Origin of the sequence: Collimonas pratensis (assembly GCF_001584185.1) — a bacterium.
GTDB classification, from domain to species: Bacteria; Pseudomonadota; Gammaproteobacteria; order Burkholderiales; family Burkholderiaceae_D; genus Collimonas; species Collimonas pratensis.
The window spans coordinates 5,345,587-5,369,473 of sequence record NZ_CP013234.1 but is presented as its reverse complement, the minus strand read 5'-3'; the positions used below and the strand labels follow the sequence as shown (position 1 = coordinate 5,369,473).

At 55.0% G+C, this 23,887-nt stretch carries 28 protein-coding genes; 6 read left to right on the top strand and 22 right to left on the bottom strand.

The window, feature by feature from the left end; translation table 11 throughout:
* The first annotated feature begins 9 nt into the window (after positions 1–9).
* Entirely contained in the window at positions 10–444 is a 435-nt protein-coding gene (locus tag CPter91_RS26105) for a very short patch repair endonuclease (protein WP_205631635.1), read from the top strand.
* Between the two features lie 3 nt (positions 445–447).
* Here CPter91_RS26105 and CPter91_RS27840 read toward each other — a convergent pair whose 3' ends face one another.
* The 8 genes from CPter91_RS27840 to CPter91_RS26095 all read right to left on the bottom strand — a co-directional run bounded on the left by CPter91_RS27840 (position 448) and on the right by CPter91_RS26095 (position 9,052).
* The gene (locus CPter91_RS27840; RefSeq protein ID WP_082793202.1) at positions 448–1,473 is read right to left on the bottom strand and encodes a TniQ family protein; all 1,026 of its coding nucleotides are present in this window, start codon (positions 1,471–1,473) and stop codon (positions 448–450) included.
* A 5-nt stretch (positions 1,474–1,478) separates the two neighbouring features.
* Entirely contained in the window at positions 1,479–2,381 is a 903-nt protein-coding gene (locus CPter91_RS23965) for a TniB family NTP-binding protein (protein ID WP_061945145.1), read from the bottom strand.
* Positions 2,378–4,282, bottom strand: a complete 1,905-nt coding sequence (locus CPter91_RS23960) for a helix-turn-helix domain-containing protein (RefSeq protein ID WP_061945142.1) — start codon at positions 4,280–4,282, stop codon at positions 2,378–2,380. Before CPter91_RS23960 ends, CPter91_RS23965 begins: the two co-directional genes overlap by 4 nt.
* Positions 4,279–4,923 (bottom strand): heteromeric transposase endonuclease subunit TnsA, encoded by a 645-nt coding sequence (locus tag CPter91_RS23955; RefSeq protein ID WP_061945140.1) that lies wholly within the window; start codon positions 4,921–4,923, stop codon positions 4,279–4,281. The genes CPter91_RS23960 and CPter91_RS23955 overlap by 4 nt, the downstream gene beginning before the upstream one ends.
* 189 nt (positions 4,924–5,112) lie before the next feature.
* Positions 5,113–5,994: a plasmid partitioning protein RepB C-terminal domain-containing protein gene (locus CPter91_RS23950; RefSeq protein WP_061946594.1), complete on the bottom strand. Its 882-nt coding sequence runs from the start codon at positions 5,992–5,994 to the stop codon at positions 5,113–5,115.
* A complete protein-coding gene (locus CPter91_RS23945) occupies positions 5,991–6,893 on the bottom strand; it encodes a plasmid partitioning protein RepB C-terminal domain-containing protein (protein ID WP_061945138.1) in 903 nt (300 codons plus the stop codon). The genes CPter91_RS23950 and CPter91_RS23945 overlap by 4 nt, the downstream gene beginning before the upstream one ends.
* Positions 6,890–8,455 carry a recombinase family protein gene (locus tag CPter91_RS23940; protein ID WP_061945136.1) on the bottom strand — a complete coding sequence of 522 codons (1,566 nt, stop codon included), beginning with the start codon at positions 8,453–8,455 and terminating at the stop codon, positions 6,890–6,892. The genes CPter91_RS23945 and CPter91_RS23940 overlap by 4 nt, the downstream gene beginning before the upstream one ends.
* 165 nt (positions 8,456–8,620) lie before the next feature.
* Complete coding sequence (locus tag CPter91_RS26095) at positions 8,621–9,052, bottom strand: hypothetical protein (protein ID WP_082793556.1); 432 nt, start codon at positions 9,050–9,052, stop codon at positions 8,621–8,623.
* Between the two features lie 274 nt (positions 9,053–9,326).
* Here CPter91_RS26095 and CPter91_RS23930 point away from each other — a divergent pair, with 274 nt between their 5' ends.
* Complete coding sequence (locus CPter91_RS23930) at positions 9,327–10,115, top strand: metallophosphoesterase (RefSeq protein ID WP_236905899.1); 789 nt, start codon at positions 9,327–9,329, stop codon at positions 10,113–10,115.
* Positions 10,115–10,573 (top strand): hypothetical protein, encoded by a 459-nt coding sequence (locus CPter91_RS23925; protein ID WP_335340111.1) that lies wholly within the window; start codon positions 10,115–10,117, stop codon positions 10,571–10,573. Before CPter91_RS23930 ends, CPter91_RS23925 begins: the two co-directional genes overlap by 1 nt.
* A gap of 27 nt (positions 10,574–10,600) precedes the next feature.
* Here the strand turns inward: CPter91_RS23925 and CPter91_RS23920 are convergent, their stop codons facing one another.
* From CPter91_RS23920 to CPter91_RS23900, 5 genes are all read right to left on the bottom strand, one after another.
* Complete coding sequence (locus tag CPter91_RS23920) at positions 10,601–10,987, bottom strand: hypothetical protein (protein WP_061945132.1); 387 nt, start codon at positions 10,985–10,987, stop codon at positions 10,601–10,603.
* 39 nt (positions 10,988–11,026) lie between these two features.
* On the bottom strand, positions 11,027–11,863 hold the full coding sequence (locus CPter91_RS23915) for a hypothetical protein (RefSeq protein WP_167595217.1): 837 nt from the start codon (positions 11,861–11,863) through the stop codon (positions 11,027–11,029).
* A 21-nt stretch (positions 11,864–11,884) separates the two neighbouring features.
* Positions 11,885–12,139, bottom strand: coding sequence for a hypothetical protein (locus CPter91_RS23910; RefSeq protein ID WP_061945128.1), 255 nt, complete (start codon positions 12,137–12,139; stop codon positions 11,885–11,887).
* 5 nt (positions 12,140–12,144) lie between these two features.
* Positions 12,145–12,408, bottom strand: coding sequence for a hypothetical protein (locus CPter91_RS23905; RefSeq protein WP_061945126.1), 264 nt, complete (start codon positions 12,406–12,408; stop codon positions 12,145–12,147).
* 899 nt (positions 12,409–13,307) lie between these two features.
* Positions 13,308–13,520 carry a hypothetical protein gene (locus CPter91_RS23900; protein ID WP_061946586.1) on the bottom strand — a complete coding sequence of 71 codons (213 nt, stop codon included), beginning with the start codon at positions 13,518–13,520 and terminating at the stop codon, positions 13,308–13,310.
* A 139-nt stretch (positions 13,521–13,659) separates the two neighbouring features.
* On the opposite strand from CPter91_RS23900, the gene CPter91_RS23895 reads away from it, so the two are divergent.
* Positions 13,660–14,016 carry a helix-turn-helix domain-containing protein gene (locus tag CPter91_RS23895; protein ID WP_061945124.1) on the top strand — a complete coding sequence of 119 codons (357 nt, stop codon included), beginning with the start codon at positions 13,660–13,662 and terminating at the stop codon, positions 14,014–14,016.
* A 471-nt stretch (positions 14,017–14,487) separates the two neighbouring features.
* Here the strand turns inward: CPter91_RS23895 and CPter91_RS23890 are convergent, their stop codons facing one another.
* Positions 14,488–15,495 (bottom strand): aldo/keto reductase, encoded by a 1,008-nt coding sequence (locus CPter91_RS23890; RefSeq protein ID WP_061945122.1) that lies wholly within the window; start codon positions 15,493–15,495, stop codon positions 14,488–14,490.
* Between the two features lie 112 nt (positions 15,496–15,607).
* Here CPter91_RS23890 and CPter91_RS23885 point away from each other — a divergent pair, with 112 nt between their 5' ends.
* Both CPter91_RS23885 and CPter91_RS23880 read left to right on the top strand, forming a co-directional pair.
* A complete protein-coding gene (locus CPter91_RS23885; protein ID WP_061945120.1) occupies positions 15,608–16,510 on the top strand; it encodes a LysR family transcriptional regulator in 903 nt (300 codons plus the stop codon).
* Positions 16,511–16,624: 114 nt separating this feature from the next.
* The gene (locus CPter91_RS23880) at positions 16,625–17,236 is read left to right on the top strand and encodes an SH3 domain-containing protein (protein ID WP_061945118.1); all 612 of its coding nucleotides are present in this window, start codon (positions 16,625–16,627) and stop codon (positions 17,234–17,236) included.
* A 45-nt stretch (positions 17,237–17,281) separates the two neighbouring features.
* Here CPter91_RS23880 and CPter91_RS23875 read toward each other — a convergent pair whose 3' ends face one another.
* From CPter91_RS23875 to pxpB, 8 genes are all read right to left on the bottom strand, one after another.
* Entirely contained in the window at positions 17,282–17,698 is a 417-nt protein-coding gene (locus CPter91_RS23875; RefSeq protein WP_061945116.1) for a F0F1 ATP synthase subunit epsilon, read from the bottom strand.
* Positions 17,699–17,816: 118 nt separating this feature from the next.
* Positions 17,817–18,470: a pyroglutamyl-peptidase I gene (gene pcp / locus CPter91_RS23870; protein WP_061945114.1), complete on the bottom strand. Its 654-nt coding sequence runs from the start codon at positions 18,468–18,470 to the stop codon at positions 17,817–17,819.
* 12 nt (positions 18,471–18,482) lie between these two features.
* Positions 18,483–19,493: a DUF2891 domain-containing protein gene (locus tag CPter91_RS23865; protein ID WP_061945113.1), complete on the bottom strand. Its 1,011-nt coding sequence runs from the start codon at positions 19,491–19,493 to the stop codon at positions 18,483–18,485.
* Positions 19,494–19,502: 9 nt separating this feature from the next.
* Complete coding sequence (locus tag CPter91_RS23860) at positions 19,503–20,489, bottom strand: DUF979 domain-containing protein (RefSeq protein WP_061945111.1); 987 nt, start codon at positions 20,487–20,489, stop codon at positions 19,503–19,505.
* Positions 20,486–21,205 (bottom strand): DUF969 domain-containing protein, encoded by a 720-nt coding sequence (locus CPter91_RS23855; protein WP_061945109.1) that lies wholly within the window; start codon positions 21,203–21,205, stop codon positions 20,486–20,488. Before CPter91_RS23855 ends, CPter91_RS23860 begins: the two co-directional genes overlap by 4 nt.
* An 83-nt stretch (positions 21,206–21,288) precedes the next feature.
* On the bottom strand, positions 21,289–22,089 hold the full coding sequence (gene pxpA / locus CPter91_RS23850; protein ID WP_061945107.1) for a 5-oxoprolinase subunit PxpA: 801 nt from the start codon (positions 22,087–22,089) through the stop codon (positions 21,289–21,291).
* 9 nt (positions 22,090–22,098) lie between these two features.
* On the bottom strand, positions 22,099–23,076 hold the full coding sequence (locus tag CPter91_RS23845) for a 5-oxoprolinase subunit C family protein (RefSeq protein ID WP_061945105.1): 978 nt from the start codon (positions 23,074–23,076) through the stop codon (positions 22,099–22,101).
* Positions 23,073–23,726, bottom strand: a complete 654-nt coding sequence (gene pxpB, locus CPter91_RS23840) for a 5-oxoprolinase subunit PxpB (protein ID WP_061945102.1) — start codon at positions 23,724–23,726, stop codon at positions 23,073–23,075. The genes CPter91_RS23845 and pxpB overlap by 4 nt, the downstream gene beginning before the upstream one ends.
* Positions 23,727–23,887 lie beyond the last annotated feature (161 nt).

Below are 23,887 nucleotides of genomic sequence, written 5' to 3'. Positions count from 1 at the left end.
AGGTTGAGTGTGGACCGGATCTCTGTCGCTGAGCGCAGCCGCACAATGGCTCAAGTGCGCAGCAAAGACACAAAGCCAGAAATGATCGTGCGATCGACGCTTCATCGTTTAGGCTACCGTTACGTTCTGCACAGTCGAAAGTTGGTTGGGACGCCAGATTTGGTTTTTCCTGCCCGTCACAAAGTGATCTTCGTACATGGATGTTTTTGGCATGATCACTCGTGTAAATATGGTCAGTCCCGGCCAAAGAGCAATGTCGAGTACTGGGAGAGAAAAATTTCGGGCAATGCTTCACGCGACAAGAGAAATATTGCAATTCTTCGTCGGACCGGGTGGCGAGTGATGATAATTTGGGAATGCGATATCAGAAAAAGCATATGGTTGAAGAAAGCGCTGCGATTTCTAAATGACCGAGAAATTCATAAAAAATTTTATGTCAGCTAGGTGCTAGCTGTATATAAATCGGTTTCGCCAATTCGAAAAATCGTCGACGATCCTGTTGTACCAAATAGGTGGTTGATGGAAATCTTTCACGAGCATGTTGTATCGAACAGCTTGTGCTCGCCATGCTGCAGTTAATCTCCGTTCGGGATCCATAAGCAGCCAAGCTGTTAATTGCGCCAAATGGTGCCGTTCTTCTATCGATCTCATCTCAAAAGATATATGTCCCTCTGCCAAAGGCATGTCTTGAGTTCCAATTTGTTCTAACACGAACTGTCGAAGGGAAACGTGTTGATATCGTGAAGTCATGAGTTTGCATAATTGATGCATGACTGAATATCGTCCCAAATCCCATTCTGGACTTGGTTTACCTCCGGTATCGACGATCCGACTTACCTTAAGCAATAATGCTGCGGTCGGGACGTCATACGCAATCGGTTCCGTTGCCGGTGCGGCCCGTAAGTCAAATCCGCAAATGTGGCAATATGAAAGTGGAGCGAGTTCTACGTCGGCTGGCCTAGCCATATCAAGACGGTGAACGGCGACAGCCACGCTACATTTCGGGCAACGGTCAAGGAGCATTGTTCCATGACGAGTACAGACCGTATTGAAAGCGATGCGCCAATTTTTCCTGAAATATGGAATAGTATCTTCGGCTAGGCACGTGGGACAGAACTGCAACCCATGCCCCTCTCGCTTACGGTGATACATTTTGAGTACGAGGATCCAATGCAACGCGCCGGACAATCTGAATTGCCTGTACAGCAGGCCCTCGTAGGTTCGCAAAGTCGTATTCAATACCGTTTCAGGGGAAGTCCCAGTTCGGCGACTAAGTTCATCCAATAGCCATGACGGCGCCAATCGGTCGATATCCCGATTCCATATTTGAATGCGATTGCCAAAAATAACGTTGCAGAAGGTTTGAGATTTCATACCGTGCCCATGCGCAAGGCGCACGAGCCAACAGGATAATAATTCATCGGGCAACGGCTTGTAATGAATTGGCCACAACGGTGAAGTAAGTCCCAACATGACAATCAGAGACGCTTATATTGCTTCCGCTTGGATGGAGGTACCCATCTCAGGGAGGTGATCCGATCAAACGTAATTCGTTCGACCTTGTTTCGAATTGCATCTACCGCCAATTCCTTAACCAAATCGACCATGTCGCCCAATGTGCCTTCGCTACGGGTATGAATGGCTAGCATAGTGGGAGGGTCCTTAAGATTTGATGCCTGCTTTAATGGGGCTCGCAGTTCGAGGGTGGCCAGCAAAGAACCGAATTCATTGTTCGGCTTCCAAACAGGAAGCTCTTCAGGAGTGAAGCGACTAGACATTTGAGGATCGGTGTTAAACGCATTGTAGGCATCTTCAGTTCCCGCCGCGACCATGCACACTCCGGTTTCGTTGCCCAGACTTTTAATCGCGTTACGAAATTCCTGCTGGCGATTCGTGCTGCCGGTAATCAAATGATGAATTTCATCGACGATCAACATATGCACATCCATTTGACGGAACAAGCGCTTAATCTGTGAGTATTTTTCTGGGGTCGATGCCGTGGGCTTATAGGGTGTCATCAGCACATCTAATATACGCGTGTAAAAATCTGAAATGTCTGGCTTTGGCGGCGCCTCTACCATTACCACGGGACAGATTGTCACTTCTCCTTCGGCATCCAAATCTGGGTGATGCAGCGACATGAAACGTTCCAGAATCGAGGTCTTACCATTAAACGATGGCGCGACTAAAAGCATGTTTGGCATGCGAGTAATACGCGGATAGGCCAATAGTTCCTCCATGCGTGCCAGAATGCGCTTGGCATCTTTGTAACCCAACCAGGAACCTTCGCGGATCGCGTAGATACGCTCTTCATCTGTGCGTTCGATTAACGCTAATGCAGCTTCGTTGAGATGAGGGAAATCTTTTTTTTCGGGCATCATTCGTCATCCAGTGGCGCCACTGCATCAGGATCGTATCCCCGTACCCCCGGCGGAGGTGCCGTAGAAGTCGGTGTGCTGACATTGGGCAAGTCCTCGTCCTTATGCTTGCGGGCTACGGCGTGCTGGGTTCGGCGCTGCTGTGCACGTCGCGCTGCTTTTGTTTTTTCTGCGGCTTCCGCTTCGATTTCTCGTTGTTCATTGATTAGGGCAAACACAGCTTTTTCGTTTTCGCGCGAGATACCCTTTTCATCGGCGCGTCGATACGCTTCCCGCAATTCCCAGATACTTACGGGCGGCAGACTCGTATCGCGATACGGAATGGAGAAGTAGCGTTGAGCTATTTCATCGAAAAAATATAAAACGCTGATATCTCTCGGATCTCGGTGAAATGGAAATTTGCGCCGATGTTTATTAAACTCCGGATGAGGCGTATTTATCCAAGGGCGTAGGACATCATGATAGTAGTGGACGTCTATCAGGACACCGTAATTTTGAATGGTTCGCTCGAAAAATGGCATGAAATCGATACGCAGTTTTTCGTCATCAAGGCGACGTGCGGGCAGCCCGCGTCCCGGCTTTCCTTTTGTGCCGAGCAAGCCTTCGCGCCATTTAGCCAACGGTGACGTGTTGATTCCAGCGTGCGGCTTCCGATGATATGCGGCAAAAAACAGGACGAGCCAACGCTCCAATTCGCTGAAGGTCATGCAGGCATTTCCTTCCGAATCGTATTGTCCTTTTTCTTCTGGGCCGGAGAAGGTCGCTCCCTTCAGCGTCTTGAGTCCTTCGGACACCGTTCCCATTAAACGTTCAATGTGTGCCCCATAGCGGGGTTTTTTAACCGGACGTAAGTGAAGATCGATGTCGTATTCCTGACATGCCATGCTTAACATCTGACCTCGGAATTCGCGTGCATTATCCATGTGCAGCACGCTCATGGTTCCCCAGCATGGCCAATCCGTTGAGGTGATATTCAGCCTTGCCATCCAACGCTCCTTCGGCAAAATGGCGTGGGAGATGCACATGCCGGCAGACATAGCCGATGGAGCGTCGAGCGACAAATGCATTCCCAGACAGACCCGACTATTGACATCGATAGCCAACGTAATCCAGGCTCGTCGGATGGATTTGCGATACACGTCGTCGACGATGATTACTGGCAGTAAAGTATGATCGATCTGTACAATTGCTAACGGCCAATCTGCGTCCGGGATGCTACCTTTGATTGGATCAAATTGGTCGTGCGCGACCGCTTCTCCTTTGCGACGAGCGACACGTTCTCGCCCCTTTGTTTGTTCGAGGCGACCCCGGATTGTATTGGGTGCAGGTAGGCGAAGATTTGCATTGGAGCAGCGTCTGCGAACTTCAGCGATCGTCGAAGCGACGGATTGGCTTTGGTCGGTATCGTGGAAATTTTCGATGCAGTCTTGAATAATGGCATCGACGTCGGCCGATAACCTAGCCTTCCCTTTACCTCCTTTGCCTCCCGGATTTGGTAGCAGGGAAGAGAGCAATCCGGTATCTCTGAATGTCGCCAGCCATCTATAGATGGTAGCTCGACTGACGCCCGCTTCGGCGGCAATTTTATCCGCGAGAGCATCCGAGTGTTGATAATAGCTATTTAATAGCGGGCCGATGTACTTGCGGCGATCTTCAGCAACTTGCCAATCTGCGTCAGAGACACTTGCCAGCGCTCGTTCTGGTTGCGGCATCGGCGTGGCTTCGCCAATGACCCTTGGTGGACCAATATCTCCGATTTTGAGTAACACCTTTTCTTCTGTCCCGACCTCTTTAGCCAAAACCAAGTTGATGTCCGCCAAAGCCACGACGACGTATTCGCGATCATTGTTGGTGATCGTCGCACCCTCCTTGATCCAAAGTAATGGGGGCTCTGAGGTATTCATAGGATACTTTGCGGCAGATGAAGTACCGCGTTATTGTCAATAGGTCTGTCCAGATCTGCCGTTATTTTTTGTGTGACTATCGAATGCCAGATGACCGGTAGCCAATACAGCCGATCGTCATCACTGGTCGCTAATTGATCAAGAAGTGTTTTTGGCGAAAAAATTTCGTCCGCTTTCTTCATTAGTCTGACAATTTCGGCGCAGTCTTGTGCTGCGGGCTCAATATTGCGATATTCCCGTAGAAATTTGAGATTACTCAGGCGTGGAGTACGAATGTCGATCTGCGTCACGACGCGGAATTCCCAATTCCGCTCGAGGGCGTATTGTTCTGCCGCCGTAAACTTGGGAGCGTATTTTTCGGCATTCCGACGCAAGTCGTCGGTGTGTTTGATTTCAGTGAGTTGTGGCTTGCGATCGGAGAGATAAAATACCAGCACATCCGGGGTATAGCCGTTACGCATTCCGGGAATTGGAATCGTTACTGGCTGTGTTTCATAACGTTCGACGCTGTCGTCGAAATCGAGGAGCAGCAAGTATTCTTTTTCCAGCAAGGATTCAAATTGATCCATCTGACCGTTTTTACGACTGGCGAAACTGCCGGTAACGACCAGATGATTTTTAGGGATCTTCCGAACAGCCATAGCGTTCCTTGACGGTAAATAACCTGCACAATAAGCTGGAATATTGCATTGTCTTTTGGTAATTTTATAGCATAAGCTATTGTGGAAGTGACCATGCTGTCCCTTCCAGATTGTTCTATTCTGCTTGGGCTTGGCAATCGTTAAAATAGTTTAGTCAATGAGCAGACCCTTCGCCCCCGATTTTTTACCTCATTGATCCAGCGCGGTCGTTCTAATGATCAACTCGAATTCAGCCAATACTTCGGGCTGCCGTTGGCGGAGATAACGGGCAACTGTTGGGTTCTCCAATAGCTTCGTCAAATAGCCTTTGGCGAGAACCAAATTGAGCACGTCCTGACCGTAGTTTTGTTCGACCATTTTGTATTGCCCTTGGAGATTTGCCATTTCCCGCTCCATTTTTGCCATCTGCTCCTGCGTGACACCGGTCAGCTTCAACGTCTTTTTTGCTTCTACCAGGAATTCCTCCGGCGTTGCCACCAGCATAGCTTCAGCGTAAGCCACCGTCACGGTGTTCGCTGCAATCATCAACTCGACGCACTCGACCTGCCGAGTTGAATTCATCTTGCGCAGCACCCTGGATATTTCCACTGAAAACTGTCGGTCTTTCAACATGTCTGCCGCCTCGGCGCAGATGCCGTCGAGCAAATTCATTTTCTTGAGTATTTGACTTACGTCGACACTCAACACTTTGGCAAGCCGGTCGGGCGAGACTCCGCGATCAATGGCGCGGCGGATCATGAAATGTTCCTGGATCGTTGATAGCCGATTGATACGACTGTTGTAGGTATATGCTTCATCGTCCGTCGACACCAGGCACGGCGCATCGACAAATCCAAGATCGCGCATTGCGATGAGGCGGATATGCCCATCCAGAAGCATATGTTGCTCTAAGTCGCGAATGACAGGTGTAATGGATAGGGGTTCGATTAAACCGACCTCTCCAATGGAGGAGCAAATCTGTTTGAATTTGCGAGACGTGATGAGACCTTCGGGCATCTTCCGTGAAGGAAGGATGCTGGTGAGCGGCAGAGATAGCGGTTCAAGAGAAAAGCCGAGCGATATCCCCGTCATGGCTTGCTCCCAGCCGTCCATATTCGATCCGTCAAATATTTGGGCAAAGTATCCAAGCCTTCGGCGCGCAGTAAATTGGTAAAATTTTCGTCAGCGAGAAGCTGACGCAACGCGCCGACCACAAATAGCAGGCGTTGTTGCGCAAATTCGGCCTTCTTTACCATCAAACGTTGTCGTTCGACTTCCTTCTGATAAGTTCGCACCAAACTGGACGTTGTGACGTCTATTCTTTTACGTGGCGTGCCGCGCGCCACCGATCGTCCGAGAGTTTGGCGTCGCTCGATTACGCGCCTAGCTTCTTGCAAGTGCTTGCCGCGCAGCTTGCCCGATTCATAGGCTTCCTGTAATGCGGCCTGCACGGCCTTGTCGTCGTCGCCTGCACCAACGATCGCGATTGCCGCATTGAGTGGAATTTTTCCTCTCTCGACTGCTACCAACAATCGCTCCTCGCCACGCTCCAGGAGTGCAACAATGCCGTGCACGTACTCGAGGGTCAATCCTGTTTTCGAAGCAATAGCTTTTTGGTCATATCCTTGATCGAACAATGCTTGTATGCTCGCGAATAGCTCCAGCGGACGATAGTGTCGACGCGCGATATTCTCGGCAAGGCTCATGATGAACGCATCTTCATCGCTAACGGAGACAACCAGTGCCGGAATAGTGGTTTCGCCAAAGGACTTGAACGCCTTCATGCGTCCTTCGCCACAAACTAATAAGTAGCGTTCTTCGCCATCGGAACCGGCGCGCGGTGTCACGGTGATCGGCTTTTTGAGTCCGATCATCTGTATATTTTTTGTGATTTCCTCAAAAACTTTATTATTCCGCTCGCGAGGATTGAGTACGTCGATACGGTCTACCGGGATCATCCTTAACTCGCCAGGCTTATGATTCTGGGTCATGCTGCTCTCCTCATGCGAGCGCGCTCCGCCATGCCATAAAGATAATCGAGAGTGTCAAAGCGATAGCTGTCAAATTCGATTGCATTTTGCTCTGCGAGGTTAAGGCGTGCCTGACCGAAATCCAGTCGCGGCAATAGATAGTAATCAAGAGGTGACTGGTTCGTTTGGTCGAGACGTACGGCCACAGTGATGTCCGGCACCAGACTGCTGTCGAACCGGATTTTCCAGCAGTTACGACCTGAATCATGTGTCTGGCAACGGGCTAGCACCAGGGATACCGAGAATTCCCGATTCACCTGCAACAGGTCAGTTGCCGAGTCGCGAACAACCTGCCCACCAAGCTCGGCTATATTGGTTTCAGTCTCCAACACAATTTTCGGATGCAGACGTCGTAGGAATCGGTTTATTTCGAGATAGCGATAATCTCGGTCGGGCGTAAAGCCCACTATTTCATAGGCTCGGATCAGACTGCCAAATCGATGGGCATACACAGTGGATGACGGCATGCCTTCCATTTCGTCGATGATTAGTCCAGATAGGAATCCTCTGTTTTTGTACAAGGAGCGCAGGCGCTCAACCAATTCCTCGTCGGTGAAGCGCCGAGCTCGTGCGCGCATGATGCCTTGTGCAGTATAGAAAATTTCTGGAGGTACTACAGATTCGAAGGCACCATCTTTTCTAATCCACATATCCGCGCTATTCACCACTCGCATCTTTTTCAATTTAAAAGATATGCGGTTATAAATGTTGTTGCCGACATATTTCTCATTGGTCAGCACTTCGTGTACGGTGGCGCGCGTCCAGGGGCGGCTGAGATCAGTTAAGATATTCACGTTGTTTAGGCGTTCGGCAATCTCATATTCATTGAGGCTGTCGTCGATGAACCATTGATAAATCTGATTAACTATTTGGACTTCGCTTTCGGGGCCTGGCATCAAAATCACGCGATCCGTCTGGAGACTCTTGTGTTCGCCACGTGCAAGCTCGCTTTTGACGGATCCAAATTGGTCAATCAGTACGCGCCGCAAGCCATAGCCAGCGGGACCACCTTGTCGATATCCCAGTTCAATTAATCGACATTGTCCGGCGAATACCTTGGCTGACAATTCACGGCTGTATTCGCCTGCCATTGCCCGTTTGACACCTTTGACGATGGTCGAAACCGGGGAGCCGTCGTTCTCAAATTGCTCGGCACAATAGGCGACCTGGATACCAGCGCGTCGACACACGTACTCGTAATACGCGCTTTCGTCCGCATCTTGAAATCTGCCCCACCGGCTGACGTCATACACCAAGATGATCTGGAAATCGGCAGAGCCCGTCTCGACGTCCTTAATCAAACTTTGCAACGCCTGACGACCGTCGATGCGCAGGCCACTTTTACCTTCGTCGGCATAGGTGCGGACGATCTCGATGTTGCGTTGGGCCGCGTATTCACGGATTTTGTCGCGTTGATTTTCAGTCGAGTACTGTTGGTGTTCCGTTGACATCCTCACATACTCAGCGGCCCGGAATTGCGAGGCATTCAGGACACCGCCATCGCCTGCCTGATCTCGTAGCATACGGTTCGCCCTCCAAATTGCGGCAGACGATGTTGCGCACAGGATTTTCTATTTCGCAATCACTGTATTTGATCTGGCATGCAGTATACATCGCGCACCTGAGCGCTACAGTAACAGCGGTATGTCGCTGCGCCTATCACGTCCTCTCTTTGCAATTCTCCAATGCTACCGGTAAGTCTCTGAAACTAAAGTGATTTCCACAATCCACGCGTTCTTCTTTGCAATACCGGCTGACGCGACGCCAGCAATGCGATATATCCCTGATTGCAAACGAAAAATCGGTGCTGACGCGTCCATCTTTGCAATTGAACTCGCCCGCGCTTGTTCATTGCGTTCACGTTGCTGAGTACGATTTCGCTTCATATACTCCGGATGAGTGATGCGGTATTCGCGCCAGTAATCGGGATGCTGTTTGCACCAGGCTTGTTGGGCTCGACTTTGGTTGTCTTGATAGTCGGGATCGGACTGTCGTTTTTTTTCTTGCCAGCGGCGGCGTCGTTCACGCTGGCAGGCTGGGGCAGCACAGTAGTTTTGTAGCGGAACTTGGGGACGTGGGTAGAATATCTGACCGCACGCTGCACAGTGCTTGCTTTTCATACAGCCCTCGTACATAAGCTAAGAGAAGGGCGAGGGCATAGTAGTTACATCATAAAATTGATTCTGCAAACAGGATGCCGGAACTTAACAGCATTCCAAGTAACCATCATTTTTGTGTGGGCTATGATATGGAAAGCGCACAATATGATCGGTTGCTATGCGTTGGTGATCCGTTTAGCCCAATGAGTACAACAGAAAATTGGCAATAGCGATATTGGACTCATTGTGCTTTGGCAATTCGCATGTAATTTTTGTAAGCTTCTCGCCACCTCTGATGATGAAAATTCAAATTGCCTCTGACTTGCATCTGGAATTCCTGGATCAGCGATTCCCTGACTACCGCGTGATTGAACGTGCAGATGCGGACGTCCTAGTCATTGCCGGTGACATTCATCGCAATACCAAAGCGATCACTGCTTTTGCGGATTGGCCGGTACCAGTGATCTACGTGCATGGCAATCACGAAGCCTACAAGGAAAAGTATTTCGATCTTGTTGAAGAGATGGAAAATTTTGAAGCGAGCGGCAACGTGCACTATCTTGAACGAAAAGAATACGTCCTCAATGACGTGCGATTTCTTGGCTGTTGCCTATGGACAGATTACCGGGCGGATCCCTCCAATCCCCTGACTGCCATGCGAGAAGCTGAACGAAATTTGAATGATCACAAAGTCATTCGCGGCAGGCACGGACGGTTCACCGCACAAGATGCATTGAATATCCACCAAAAGTCACGTCTTTGGCTGGAGGAAAAATTGGATGAAAATTTTGATGGCCGCACGGTGGTTGTTACGCATCATGGACCACATCCAAATTCGATTCATCCACGCTTCGCTGGCACACTGTTGAATGCGGCATTTGTGAGCGACTTGACGCCCTTGATTGAGAAAGCGGATTTGTGGATACATGGGCATGTGCACGACAACTTCGACTATCGGATCGGCGATTCGCGTGTCATTGCCAACCCACGTGGTTATCCATTTAATGTGAGAACAGCGCCGAATGTCGATCGGCTTGAATGGGAAAATGAAGCATTTAATCCAGCATTGGTGATCGAGATCTAATGATGACTCTCAAGGTATTCCTCGATACAGAATTCACAGATTTCATTCGCCCACATTTGATTAGTATCGGGATGATTGCAGATTCCGGCGAAGAGTTTTATGCGGAAATTCCGTATCAGCATGGCGAGTGCAGCGATTTCGTGCGGGAAACCGTGATCCCGCTGCTCGGGCAGTTCCCAGCCGCGATATGTTCCAAGGACGAATTACCTGACAGATTGCGAACCTGGTTAGAACTGGTTAAAGCGCAACGGGACTATATCGAACTCTGTGTTGATTCTCAGACTGATTGGGATTTATTGATAAATGCCTTGGAATATCAGGTGCCGAAGTGGTGTCGGCAAACGTTCGTTGGCAATAATATTGACGAACTGCTTTGCCGCGAATTCTACGAGAAAAATAAACTTCCTGAACATCATGCGCTTTATGATGCCATGGCGAATCGCTATGCTTTTCGATAATGCACGAGAGTTGCTGAAATGCTCGCATTAGCGGCGGCGGTGTTTCCGCATTTTAGAAAATGTCGTCTGATCGATTAGACCGCTTCGGCTCGCCGTCATCGGGTCGAATGCAGCCTTCGCGGTTCTGGCGCGAGCGTCTAGCTCGGTCAAATATTCATAGTGCTTACTGCCGAACTCCCTACCTACCGGAGGCGCTTGGCCCCACTTCTCATCGATAGGAAGTTTCGCAGGCATCTCAGCCAACAAGTCTTTAAGCTTGTAATATTTTTTGCGTGGAGTATTTAGAGTGGTGTGGCGACCACTGTATATTTCATAAATTACGACTCCTGCGGATATGGCGCGTGATGAAATGGCCATCCAGCCATCGCCGATCGGTTGTGCCGGGCCACCTTGTCGACAAAACAGATCTGGCATGGCGTATGGTCCACCTGGACAATCGCCAGCGGATAGTCGTTACCGGGCAGATGACCCGTTTTCAGGTGAAACGGGTCTCTCACCTGGTTCTTGCTGAATTTGAGCGCTCTGAGCCGATGATAGGGCGGGAGGCGAACTTAACCAGATTAAGACGAATATGGCGAGCGCTCCACCGGCCATAATAGTAAAGTAACTGCCCCATCCCTTCAGGCTTGCATTGACATTTAAGAAGCCCGGAACAAGCGACGCGAGCGCAGCCACTCCAACTGCTAAACAACCTCGAAATACGAACTGTTGCCATGGCGTCGGATTTGGGAAAATGATGGCAAGAACCACGATCGCGGTGACCACGACAATGCCAATTATCACACTAAGAATACGTTGTAGTTTAGTTACTTTCACTTCATCTCTTGCCGCTGGCATCGTAAATCCTGTAGTTGGTAGATTGTTGTCCACGAAGAGGTTCTTGAGCTCATCGCACCTCTTGTGGTCAAGGTATTCCTTTACCATTCGTTGCATGTTTGCAAATGCGTACTGGGACGGCTCAATTTCGACATCCCCAATTTTGTCCCGGTAGCTTCGAAGGAATCGCATATGAGAGACATATGAATCGAGTATGGAATGGCATGTTTCCGCGAAGCCGGTCACCCACTTTCCATGCGCATGGGCTCCCAACAGACCGCTGTTTCCGACCTGGCCTTCGGCAGCATTGAAGTACGCGTTGCCCAATTGCTGGCATTCGAGGAGTTTTGCCATCGACGGCTCCTCAGCTCCGGAGTTGACAGCGATCGCGACGGGAGTCAAGCACTGCATATACTCGTCCTTGAGCACCCTAAGCTCTCGCTCGGCCTCGATCACAGCCTGCTCGTTAGACATCTCGTGCCCAGCCATCAGCGCTTATCTCGCTCTCGTCGCAAGGAGCAGCAAGGTCTTCAAGTCCGAATTGTCAATGCCTTCGGTTAATAAAAAAGAATCGACCTTTGCGTGCCTTGTTACTACGCCAACGAGAGTATCCCGGTCGATGTTGGCGACAGTAACTGCTAAGTGGGCAATTTCAGCGGCAATGCCCTGTAACTCTTCGTCGGAAGGATTCCATTTGTAAATCTTACATCGCTTCTCCAGCTCAGCGCGGAATGCTTGTATGTTTGTCATATGCGTTATTTTCCGGCGGGCTTAGTGGCCAATTTCAGCAATGTCGTAAGATCCGAATTGTCCTCTCCTGCGTACTTGTAATGGCCGCAGCTCGGGCAATGCCTCTTAACAATAACAAGCCACTCCACACTGGTTGGCACGCGTCCGGCATCCGAGATTCGCTTCAGATCTGCCTTGATGTGAGCGAGCTGCTGCGTATCTGGCTCATTGGGCGACGTGCCGAACTTCATCTTGATCTTATGAGAAAGACTTTGGTCGTCCGAATTCATGCCCCACTCCCTGTGGATTGAAAAACAAGCAACAACACTATCACAGGTTTCCTGGCAGAATCAAGCAGGATACGGCCGTTCCGCGCTTCATGCCCCATGCTTCTCCAGATCGGATTCAAAACTCTAAGCTATGCGCGGCACATGCTACGATGGCCAGCCGTGGGCCTTTTCGGCTATCAAGTTTCCGTCTATTAATTTGAGGCATGGGTGACAGTCAGGCGCCATCGAATTGCCTCACCCCTCGGATGTTGGTGGTGATTTTGCGGTGGCAGAGGGTGCGATTTAGTAGAAACTATTTCGTGCGCGCATACTTCACAGCGATATATTCCTGAATAGGGTGTAACAGCACCGGGCGAATGCAATGTGTCGAATGCAGCATGAGTTGACTTTGCGACCATATTTTCATATTTGTACAACGCCATGTGTATCTCCTTTTTTAGACAAATTAGGTTGATCCGATCGCGGTCTTGAATGGTGACAACGCGATCAAAGCCATTGCTGCATCATTAGGAACATTAATTAACGGTTAATTCTTTATTGATGTTTGCCAATATTTGATTCCATCCGAACGATTGAAAGAAGGGGTGCCATTTTGATGGTGCAATAAACCTGTGACTAGTGCCCTCTCTCCAAGCAGGAACGACTGTCCCCGCCAGCCCGGCGGATGTAGAGGCAGTTTGTAGCGAGTCAATAATTTCTTGTTGTTCGCTAGACCCCTTCCTCCCGAATGATGTATCCAACGGAATTATTATCAGATTAACTCCTTGTTCTCGGATATGAGCAATTTTGAATTTCTGCATAACGTGGCCTGTATTGTTAATTGATAATTGAACCGATGTCGCTGAGCATCTGGTCGCTGGTGTGGAAATCAATCTTTCAATTTGGAAATAGCAGCTTCATCACTTCCCCTTTTTTAGCAATTGATCAAGGCTATCAACACCTTCTTTCTTTAGCACCGTGCCTAATTCGGCGTCCGAACGATACCCTTTCGCGAAACTCTCTCCATACTCCTTGCGCAATGTTCCTACCTGAGTGTCGCCCCGCTTTTTGCGGATTTCGCCATTTTGATCGCGCATACGATTGTCTAATCCTTTTGGGAAATGCTTGGTCATGATTTGCTCCTTATGATTGACCTCTTGGGTTTCATTCATTTCGATGCTAAACTGAACCTGCCAAACTCGACAAGTCGGTATTGGCAATAATGTGCTTTATTGTCGAATGTGTCAAGTTAACATTATAGGAGTCGACAATATGAAGAACGATGGCAAAAATATATTTGCTGAGAGGCTGCGGTATGCGCGTGACCAATTGCGAGGTTGGACCCAAGCGCGGTTGGGCGAGGAAACTGGACTGCCGTCTACTTCAATCTCTCACTTTGAAAATCCAGAAAGCACAAGGAAACCTTCGTTTGAAAATCTCAGACGGTTGGCCATGGCGCTAGATGTGACGACTGACTACCTATTGGGGAGATCCGAAGATCCTATGGGAGCAAGTATTAACGACCAGCTTTATAAAAATGTACAGATGTTGACTGAGGCTGATCGACAATTTGCGTTAAGCATGATCCAAAATCTGGCTAATCGAAATGACGGGCTTAGCAAAAAATAGATCTAGCTTGTGCAGATCTTTGTTGATACCGAGCTCACTGACTTTATGCCGGCGTACCCGTTCCCGTTGCGTTCATATCAGGGACGGACGTGAGTTCTATACATGCGAACTGACTCCAGCAGGTCGTGCGCTTGTCGATGGGGAATCGAGAAAAAAATCGAAATATGACTTCGCGACTCACGAGCCATCAAGGTATGAAACTAGCTCAACATTTTCTAAATGAAAAGAGTCTCGCCAACTATTGAATTTGTCTCGTTATCTATTGCACAGAAGTGTTCTAATTGGACCAATTTGTCTCATTAACTACTGATCGTTCACAATGATGGCCAGCAAGTAATTTTTCCTGGCGCCGCCGAGGCATGTTGCCTGGCCTGCCTTGATACGGTAGCAAGTCCGATGAAAAGCCATATCCCTCCTAGAGCGATATGGCTTTTTCTTTTACAGCGTTGATCCTGTTTGCGCGAGTCGCGCTTAGCGGTTGATTAGCTCCAGTTCCGGCGTGCCGTAGCGCTGGCCGACCACCAGGTCGCCGTCCAGCACGGCGCGGATGGCGGCCAGCTCGTCGGCGCGCAGCACGATGTCGGCGGCTGCGGCATTTTCTTCCAGGTGCTTGATCTGGCGCGCGCCGGGAATCGGCACGATGTTATCTCCCTGTGCCAGCAGCCATGCCAGCGCCAGCTGCGCCGGCGTGCAGCCGCGCGCGCCGGCCAGCGGCGTCAGCGCTTCCAGCAGGATGCGGTTGCTTTGCAGCGCGCCCTCCTGGAAGCGCGGCAGCGTGCGGCGGAAGTCGTCGGCCGCCAGCTGGCCGCTGCTGCTGATTTTACCGGTGAGGAAGCCGCGGCCCAGCGGGCTGTAAGGAACGAACCCTATCCCCAGCTCGGCGCACAGCGGCAGGATTTCCTGTTCCTGATCACGGCTCCACAAAGAGTATTCCGACTGCACCGCGGCGATCGGATGCACCGCATGGGCGCGCCGCAAGGTTGCAGCAGACATTTCCGACAAGCCAAGGTGACGGACCTTGCCGGCTTGCACTAGCTCGGCCATGGCGCCGACTACGTCTTCAATCGGCACTTGCGGATCGACCCGGTGCTGGTACAGCAGGTCGATGGTTTCCACCCCCAGCCGCTTGAGAGACGCTTCGACCACATCGCGCACATGCTGCGGCCGGCTGTCGACGCCGGCCAGTCGCGCCATGCCCTGCACGTCCTTGCTTTCCGGCAGGATCTTGAAGCCGAATTTGGTGGCGATGGTGACCTTGCCGCGCACCGCCTTGAGGGCGCGCCCGACCAGTTCTTCATTGATGTAGGGACCGTAGAGTTCTGCGGTGTCGAAATGGGTGACGCCGAGCTCGACCGCGTGCTGCAGGGTCTTGATGGAAGTGGCGTCGTCGCTGGCGCCATAGCCGAAGCTCATGCCCATGCAGCCGAGGCCGATGGCGGAAACCTGGAGGCCGTTGCGGCCGAGTGTGCGGGTTTTCATTGGAGTGATTCCTTGGTGAGTGATGACGGGACCAGTATCCTCCGAGTAATTGCTATCGATAAGCCATGCTATATTTGATGTAATACTGAAAAAAATTCATTAATGAGCAAACATGGACAAGCCCGACCTGACCGAACTGGACGCCTTTGCCAGCGTTGCCCGCCATCGCAGCTTCACCAAGGCAGCGCCGGAGTGCGGGGTTTCCGCTTCCGCCCTGAGCCACGCCATGCGCACGCTGGAAACCCGGCTGGGGGTACGCCTGCTCAACCGCACCACCCGCAGCGTGACGCCGACCGAGGCTGGCGAACAGTTGCTGGCGCGGCTGGCGCCGGCCTTGCGCGAAATCGGCGAGGCGCTCGATCAGGTCAACCAGTTTCGCGACACGCCGCGCGGCAGCTTGCGCCTGAATGTCCCGCGCATGGCAGCGCGCTGGCTGCTGGCGCCGATCTTTGCGCGCTTCCTCGCTACTTATCCGCAAATCCGGCTGGAAGTGGTGACCGACGATAGCTTGGTCGACATCGTGGCCCAGGGTTTCGATGCCGGCATCCGCTTCGGCGAAACCTTGGCGCGCGACATGATCGCGTTGCCGATGGGACCGCCGTTACGCCTGATTGTGGTGGCTGCGCCCATGTATGCGGCACGCCGTGGCTTGCCGCGCCAGCCCTTGGAGCTGAAACAGCACGCCTGCATCGGCCGCCGCTTTCCCAGCGGCGCGCTGTACGCCTGGGAGTTCGCCAAAGATGGCGAGGCGCTGGCGGTGGCGGTAGACGGCCCCTTACTGCTGGACGACGACGAATTGATGCTGCGAGCGGCGCTGGACGGCATCGGCCTCAGCTATCTGTACGAAGAGCAGGCCCGGGAATGGATAGACCAAGGCCGGCTGCTGCGGGTGCTGGATGACTGGTGCCCGCCGATGCCGGGATTTTTCCTGTACTACCCGAGCCGGCGCCAGCTGCCGACCGGCTTGCGTTTATTTGTCGAAATGCTACGTGACAGCCTGGAGAGTTCAGCATAGGATCGGGTGGAAGGCGGATTAATTTTATTGCCTCATCGAAAGTTTTTGAGGGTATCCTTAAAAACGCTGGACCCAGACGCCGCTATCGATTGCCCTACCACCAGGAGCCCGCCTATGATCCGTATCCGACTGATTCCCTTGCTCGCCGCCGCCTGCCTCGCTGTGCCGGTAGCTGCCATGGCCCAGCAGGCCTTCACCAGCAAGCCGGTCAATCTGCGCGCCGGTCCGGCCCGCGACTATCCGCTGGTGGCGCAGCTCTGTCCGGGTACGCCGGTCCAGGTAGCGGGCTGCGTGAATGGCTATAGCTGGTGCGACGTCACGTTGCAGGACGGCAATCGCGGCTGGGTGTATGCCCGCAATCTGAATTACCCTTATCAGGGCAACCAGGTGCCGTTGATAACCTACGGCAGCGCGATCGGACTGCCGATTATCGCTTTCTCCATCGGTACGTATTGGGGACAGTATTATCGCGGCCGTCCATGGTATGGCCAGCAGTCGCACTGGGCGCACCGGCCGATCCGGCCTCGCCCGCCAACGGTGCGGCCGCCGCCACGGCCAAGGCCGCCAGGCGTCTTTCCACAACCGCCGCATCGGCCAGGATTCGGGAATGGCCAGCGTCCGCCGCATGGTGGCGCCAGACCGCCGGGTAACGGCGCCCGGCCGCCAGGCGGCAGGCCTCCTAACGGCGGCAACCGGCTCGGCCACACTAGACCGCAGCCGCGCTGACGATCGTGATGAGGCGGGCGGCGCAAGCCGGCCGTCTCGCTTGATTTATTTTCCGCGCCGCATTTGCGCCAGCGTCGCCAGTTGTGCAGTTGCCTGCGCCAGTTCGGCTTGCGCCAACGCGTAGTCGATATCTGAATGCAGGTTTTGCAAGCGTTCCTCGGCCTGCTGGCGCGCCAGCGTCGCCTTGGCTTCGTCCAGGTCCTTGCCGCGGATCGCGGTGTCGGCCAGGATAGTGACGGAATGCGGCTGGATTTCCGCGTAGCCGCCGGCGACATAAATGAAATCGTCCTCGCCCGACGGCCGCTGGATATGCACCGCGCCCGGTTTCAGGCGCGTCAGCAGGGGGGTATGGCCGGGCAGGATGCCGAGCGAGCCTTCGATGCCTGGCAAGGTGACCAATCCGGCGCTGCCAGCGTACAGCTCGCCTTCCGGACTTACGACGACGACTTGAGTTTCCGACATACGGGTTCCTGTAGCAAGACTCGATCATCGGGGCGCATCAGGCTACCCCGGTTAGCCTATGATACAAGATCGGCATAGTCAGGAATCAGGAAATTCGCAGAACCGGGCTGACCGGGATTCAGTGCAGCTGTCCACCGCCTTCAAACACATCTTGCTGCAAGGTCATGGCGCTTTGCAGCGCCGCGCGCAAGCCGTCGATCACGATGTCCAGCGCCAGACTGGGCTGGCCTGGGTGGCGTACCGCCTGCGATGGAATGTAAGGGATGTGCATGAAGCCGCCGCGGACCGCCGGCTTGTGCTGCGCCAGGCTGTGCATCAAACCATAGAACACATGATTGCAGACGAAGGTACCGGCTGTTTGCGAGACTTCGGCTGGCGCGCCGGCGGCGCGCATCGCCTTCACTATACCCTTGATCGGCAAGGTCGAGAAATAAGCAGCGGGGCCGTCGCCATAGATGGGCTGGTCAATTGGCTGGCGGCCGGCGTTGTCGGCAATCCGGGCATCGTCGACATTGATCGCGACCCGCTCCAGCGACAGCTGGCTGCGGCCGCCGGCCTGGCCTACGCACAGCACCAGCACAGGCTTGAATTCCGCGAGTAATGTATCCAGCGTCTGCAAAGCGACACCGAACACGCAGGGCAACTGACGCGCCACCACGCGCGCGCCTTCGCACTGCCAGCCATCGAGCGCGCGTACCGCTTCCCAGGAGGGGTTGAGAGGTTCCTGCTCGAAGGGTTCGAAGCCGGTCAACAAGATAATTGGCTGAGTCATGCCGTGCCTTCCTTAGTTGACCGGTTCCAGCGCCAGCATGGCGAAGGTTGCAAGCCAGTGTTCGCCTGCATATTCGCCGCTCACCACATGCGGCAGGGCGGCTTCGATATGGCGCCGTGCTGCCGCGCTCAAAGTGGCGGCAGCGGGATCGTTTTCCGGCAGGCGCCGGGCGATACGCTTCATGCACCAGGCGCGGCTCAGGTTCAGGCCGTTCAAGTGGGCGATCTTGGGATCGCTGTGGTCGCTGACCTCGGCCGGATTCATCAGGCGCTCGATGTCGCTCAATACCGGCAGATACTGGGCGAACCAGTCGGGAAATACATCCGCCTCCAGGACGTCCGCCATCAGCAGGGCTTCTGTCAGCGCAGCCGACAGGAATTCGTCGCCGCCCGGTTCGTAGTGCGCCGGGTAATTGCTGTCGCCCATGTAGTAGCGGCAAGCGGCATTGACCACGGCATTTTCCAGCTCCGTGTCCTTGCGGTGGCGGGCGAAATCGAGGATCAGCTTGAGGGCGAAGGCGCTGTTATAGTGGGTGCCGACCCGGATGGCATAACTGAGCTTGGCGAAATAGCTCAGCACGCGGCTGCGGATTTCCGCCACCAGCGGCTCCATGGCGGCGAGCCAGGTTTTGGCTTGCGGGTGCTGCCAGGCATCCAGCTCTTGCGCCAGCGCCACGATCCAGGCCCAGCCGTATGGACGTTCGAAAGAAACCCGTCCCGGCGCCTGGAAGTAGGCCAGTTCCTTTTGCAGGTTGGCGGCGCTGAAATGCTCCTCGAACAGCGCAGTGATCTCGGCCTGTTGCGGCAGCGTCGGATAGAGCCGGGCACAGCGCGCCAGCAGCCAGTAGCCGTGCACCGCCGAATGCCAGTCGTAGCAGCCGTAGAACACCGGATGCATGGCGCGCGGCGAGACAATATCGTCAGCGCTGTTGAGGACGTGCATGACGTGATTCGGATATTCGTGGCGCAACGAGCGCAACGGCAGCGCCGCGAAAGCCGAGGCCTGGTCAAGTGTGAGATGCATGCTTGCTCCTTAACGAAATACGATGAAATACATCAGCAGGATGTTGGCCGCCAGCAGCGTCACGGCGGTCGGGATCTGTATCTTGATCACCTTGTACTTGTCCTTCAACTCCAGCAGCGCTGCCGGCACAATGTTGTAGTTGGCCGCCATCGGCGTCATCAGCGTGCCGCAGTAGCCGGCCAGCATGCCGATGGTGACCAGTGGCGCGGGATCGGCGTGCTGGCCGGCGATCAGGAACGGCAGGGCGATGCCGGCTGTCATGACCGGGAAGGCGGCAAAGGCGTTACCCATGATCATGGTGAACAAGGCCATGCCGACGCAGTAAATCACCACCAGCAGGAAACTGCTGTCCGGATTGACGAACAGGGTCACCACCTCCTGCACCGATTTGCCGGTCTGCGCAGCGACGAAGACGCCACCCAGCATCGCCAGCATCTGCGGCAGGATCGCGGCCCAGCCGATGGCGTCGACCAGCCGGCGCGATTCGCGCACTGCCTGCAGCGGCGTGCCGCCGGTCAGCTTCCAGCCGGCCAGGATGGCGCAAACGCTGGCAACGCACAGCGCGGCCAAGGTCAGCTGTTTCTGGTCGAGCAGGTAGACACCGCCGATCGCCACATTCTTCAGCAGCACGGTGCACAGCACGGTGATCAGTGGAATCAGCAGCGCCGGCAGGAAGATCCAGTTGCCGAGACGGTTGGCGGAGGCCTGGCGATCGGCGGCGCTGCGTTGCAGGTAGCTGCCGGCAGACAGCAGGCCGCAGCCGGCGATCAGGGAAATCACTACCACCACGACACCGATGACGCGATAGGCCATCGGCTTGCCGAGTCCGGCCACCAGCATGTCGCCGAACAGGAATACCGAGCCGAACAGGAACCAGAACAGCGCCGTGGTCAGGCGTTTCGGATTACCCTTGTCGCGCAGGGTCATGCCGACTAGCAGCATGACGATGATGCCGACCAGGTAGTAAATCTCGTTGATGGTCAGTAGCGTCTTCATGCTGTCACCTCTGTGCCTTCGGATTTTTTCCAGGCTTCGACATCGCGCCGTATGCTGGCGTCGAGCCGGGTCAGGCGCGCCATGTGGATGATCAGCGCGGCGATGGCGGTGGGGATGGCCCACAGGCCGAGGTGCAACGGTTCGATATTGGTGATGCCGTTTTCCTTGAGGAAGGCATCCATCAGCAGCACGGCGCCGAAGGCGATGAAAATGTCTTCGCCGAAGAATACGGCGATATTGTCGCAAGCGGCGGCATGGGCGCGGATCTTGTCGCGGATCGGCAGCGGCAGCTCGCCGTATTTGGCGACAGCAGCGCCTTCCACCATCGGCGCCAGCAAGGGCCGCACGGTCTGCGCCTGGCCGCCGATATAGGTCAGGCCGAGCGCGCCCAGGCCCTGACGCAGCACGAAGTACAGCATCAGGATACGTGCCGAAGTGGCGTTGGCGAGGCTGGCGATCCAGTCTTGCGCGCGCTCTTTCAAGCCGTAGCTTTCGAGCAGGCCGATGACCGGAAGGATCAGCAGGAAGGTTGCCAGCGAACGGCTGTTGACGAATTTCTCGCCGAAGGTTTCCAGCAAGGTGCCGAGATCCATGCCGACCGACAGGCCGGTCGCCAGGCCTGCCACGGTCACTACCAGCAAGGGGTTGAATTTAAATGCAAAGCCAGCCACCACGATCGGTATCCCTATCAGCGGCAGTAATTCCGTTACGGTCATTGCTATCTCCTCATGTTGATGGCGGTCGTTGCTGCGCCGCCGATTTTATTCACTGCGTAATCAGTTGAAGCACCGTTTGCAACTTACCCGAGCAAGGGAAACAAGGCGTCGCCGCTGCTCGTCTGCGGCGCGCGGATGGCGATGCCCTGCTGCCTGAGTTCGGCATGGATGCGTCGCGCGAATTCAAGCGCATGCGCACCATCGCCGTGCAGGCAGATGGTATCGGCGCGCACCGCGGCCCAACTGCCGTCGATGGCGTGGACCTTGCCTTCGTTCACCATATGCATGGTTTGTGCCAGTGCCTGCTCTTCATCTTCGATCAGGGCGCCCGGCGTGCCGCGCTTGACCAGGCTGCCGTCGGCCATGTAGCCGCGGTCGGCAAATACTTCCTCCACTGCCGGCAGGCCGGCGCGGTGGGCGGCGGCGATCAGTTCGCTGCCGGCCAGGCCGAACAGCGCCAGCGCCGGATCGACGTCGCGGATGGCGGCGACGATGGTATCGGCCAGCGCGGCGTCGCGCGCCGCCATGTTGTACAGCGCGCCATGCGGCTTGACATGCGCCAGCTGCGCGCCATGAGCGCCGGCGATCGCCGCCAGCGCACCGATCTGGTACTGCACGCCGCTATAGATTTCGTTGGCCGGCAGCTGCATTTCGGTGCGGCCGAAATTGTCGCGGTCGGGAAAACTCGGATGGGCGCCGATGGCGACCCCTTGCGCCACAGCCCATTGCACGCATTGCTGCATCATCAGGGCGCTGCCGGCGTGCCAGCCGCAGGCGATATTGGCCGAGCTGACCAGCGCCAGCAGCGCTTCATCACTGCCGCCGCTTTGTTCGCCGAGATCGGCATTGAGGTCGACCTGTTGTCGTTTTTCTTTCCTGGGCATCGTCTGCTCCTATTTCGCCGGACGCAGCCAGTGCATCGCGGTTTCGATCTGTTGTAGATACAAAGCTTCGTCGCGCAGCGCTGCCCGCGCGGCGTCGGCATCGGCTTCGACAAACTGCAAAGTACGGTTGAAGCGCAGCTGCGACAGGCGCGCCAGGTCGGCGCCGATCACTACGCCGATCTTCGGATAGCCGCCGGTGGTCTGGGCATCGGCCATCAGCACGATCGGCTGGCCGGCCGGCGGCACCTGGATCACGCCCGGCAACACGCCATGCGATAGCAGGTCGCCGCTTTTCTTGATTTTCAGTTCCGGGCCGCTGAGCCGGAAGCCCATGCGATTGCTTTGCGGCGTCAGGGTCCAGCTGCTGTTCCAGAAGGTCTTTTGCGTGGCCGCGCTGAACAAGTCATATTCGGGGCCGGGTATGACGCGGATTGCCAGCGTTTCCGTATCGTCGGCGTCGTACCAGGAGGGAGCGCGTACGCCGAACGCGGCGGCGTGGTGGACCGGAGCCGCCGGGTTATCCAGCGCACCGGCGGAGAGGCCGTCGCCTTCGGTCAGTGCGCGGCCGCCGTGGCCGCCGAATGCGGCTTGCAGATCGGTAGAGCGCGAGCCCAGCTGTGCTGCGGAATTGATGCCGCCAGCGACCGCCAGATAGGTGCGCATGCCATGCCGCGCCGCGTTCAGTTTCAGGGTCTGGCCGGCGCGTACGCGTACGCTCCACCATGGCAGCAGCGGCTGGCCGTCCAGGGTGGCGCCGAAATCGGCGCCACCGAGGGCGATGCGGCTGTCGACAGTAAAGGTCAGTTCACAGGGGCCGAGCGTGAATTCGATGGCGGCGCCGTCGCGCGGATTGCCGACCAGTAAATTGGCGATCGCCAGGGCAGTGCGATCCAGGGCGCCGGACTGGCAGATGCCGAGATGGCGGAAGCCGTTGCGGCCCATGTCCTGGACTGAATTGATACGGCCGGCGCGGATGATCTTGATCATGCGATCACCTCGCTGGCGACGAAGCGCACGCGGTCGCCCGGTTGCAGCAGGGTAGGTGGGCTGGCGTCGGGGTCGAACAGCTGCAGTTCGCTGCGGCCGATCAGTTGCCAGCCGCCCGGCGAGGCCGCCGGATAGATGCCGGTCTGGCTGCCGCCGATGCCGACCGAGCCCGCCGGCACGAGCAGGCGCGGTTCGCTGCGGCGCGGTGTCGCCAGCTTGGGATCGAGTCCGCCCAGGTAAGGGAAGCCGGGCTGGAAGCCGATGAAGTAGACGATGTATTCCGCCGCGGTGTGGCGCTTGACGATTTCCGCCGGCGACAGGCCGGTATGGCGCGCCACCTCCTCCAGATCAGGACCGCTGTCGCCGCCATACACCACGGGAATGTCGACCTTGCGTCCGGTCTTCTGACTGATGGAATCCGAGTCCCAGGCGACCTGGAGTTTTTCCGCCAGTTGCAGGCCATCGCTGGCGAGCGGATCGAACAGGATGGTGAGGTTGTTCATGCCGGGCACCACATCGCGCACATGCGGCCAATGCGCCGCCTTCGCCGCGATCGCCCACAAGCGTTGCTGGCATTCGAGAGTGGCGCTGGCTCCGGTGTTCAGTATCAGAGCGTTTTCGCCAAGAGCTTGTATGACGGGTTGGGTCATTGCGGCCGGATTCCTTGTGCACGAGATCAGCGCGGCGGGACTTGTTCCAGGCCGCTCCATGAGCGACCCTGCCGTCGGCTGGTCAGATCAACATGTAATTACCCAGAAAATAATTGCGAACAGCCGTCGTCCCACGATACCGCATCCTCTGTCCCCAACCA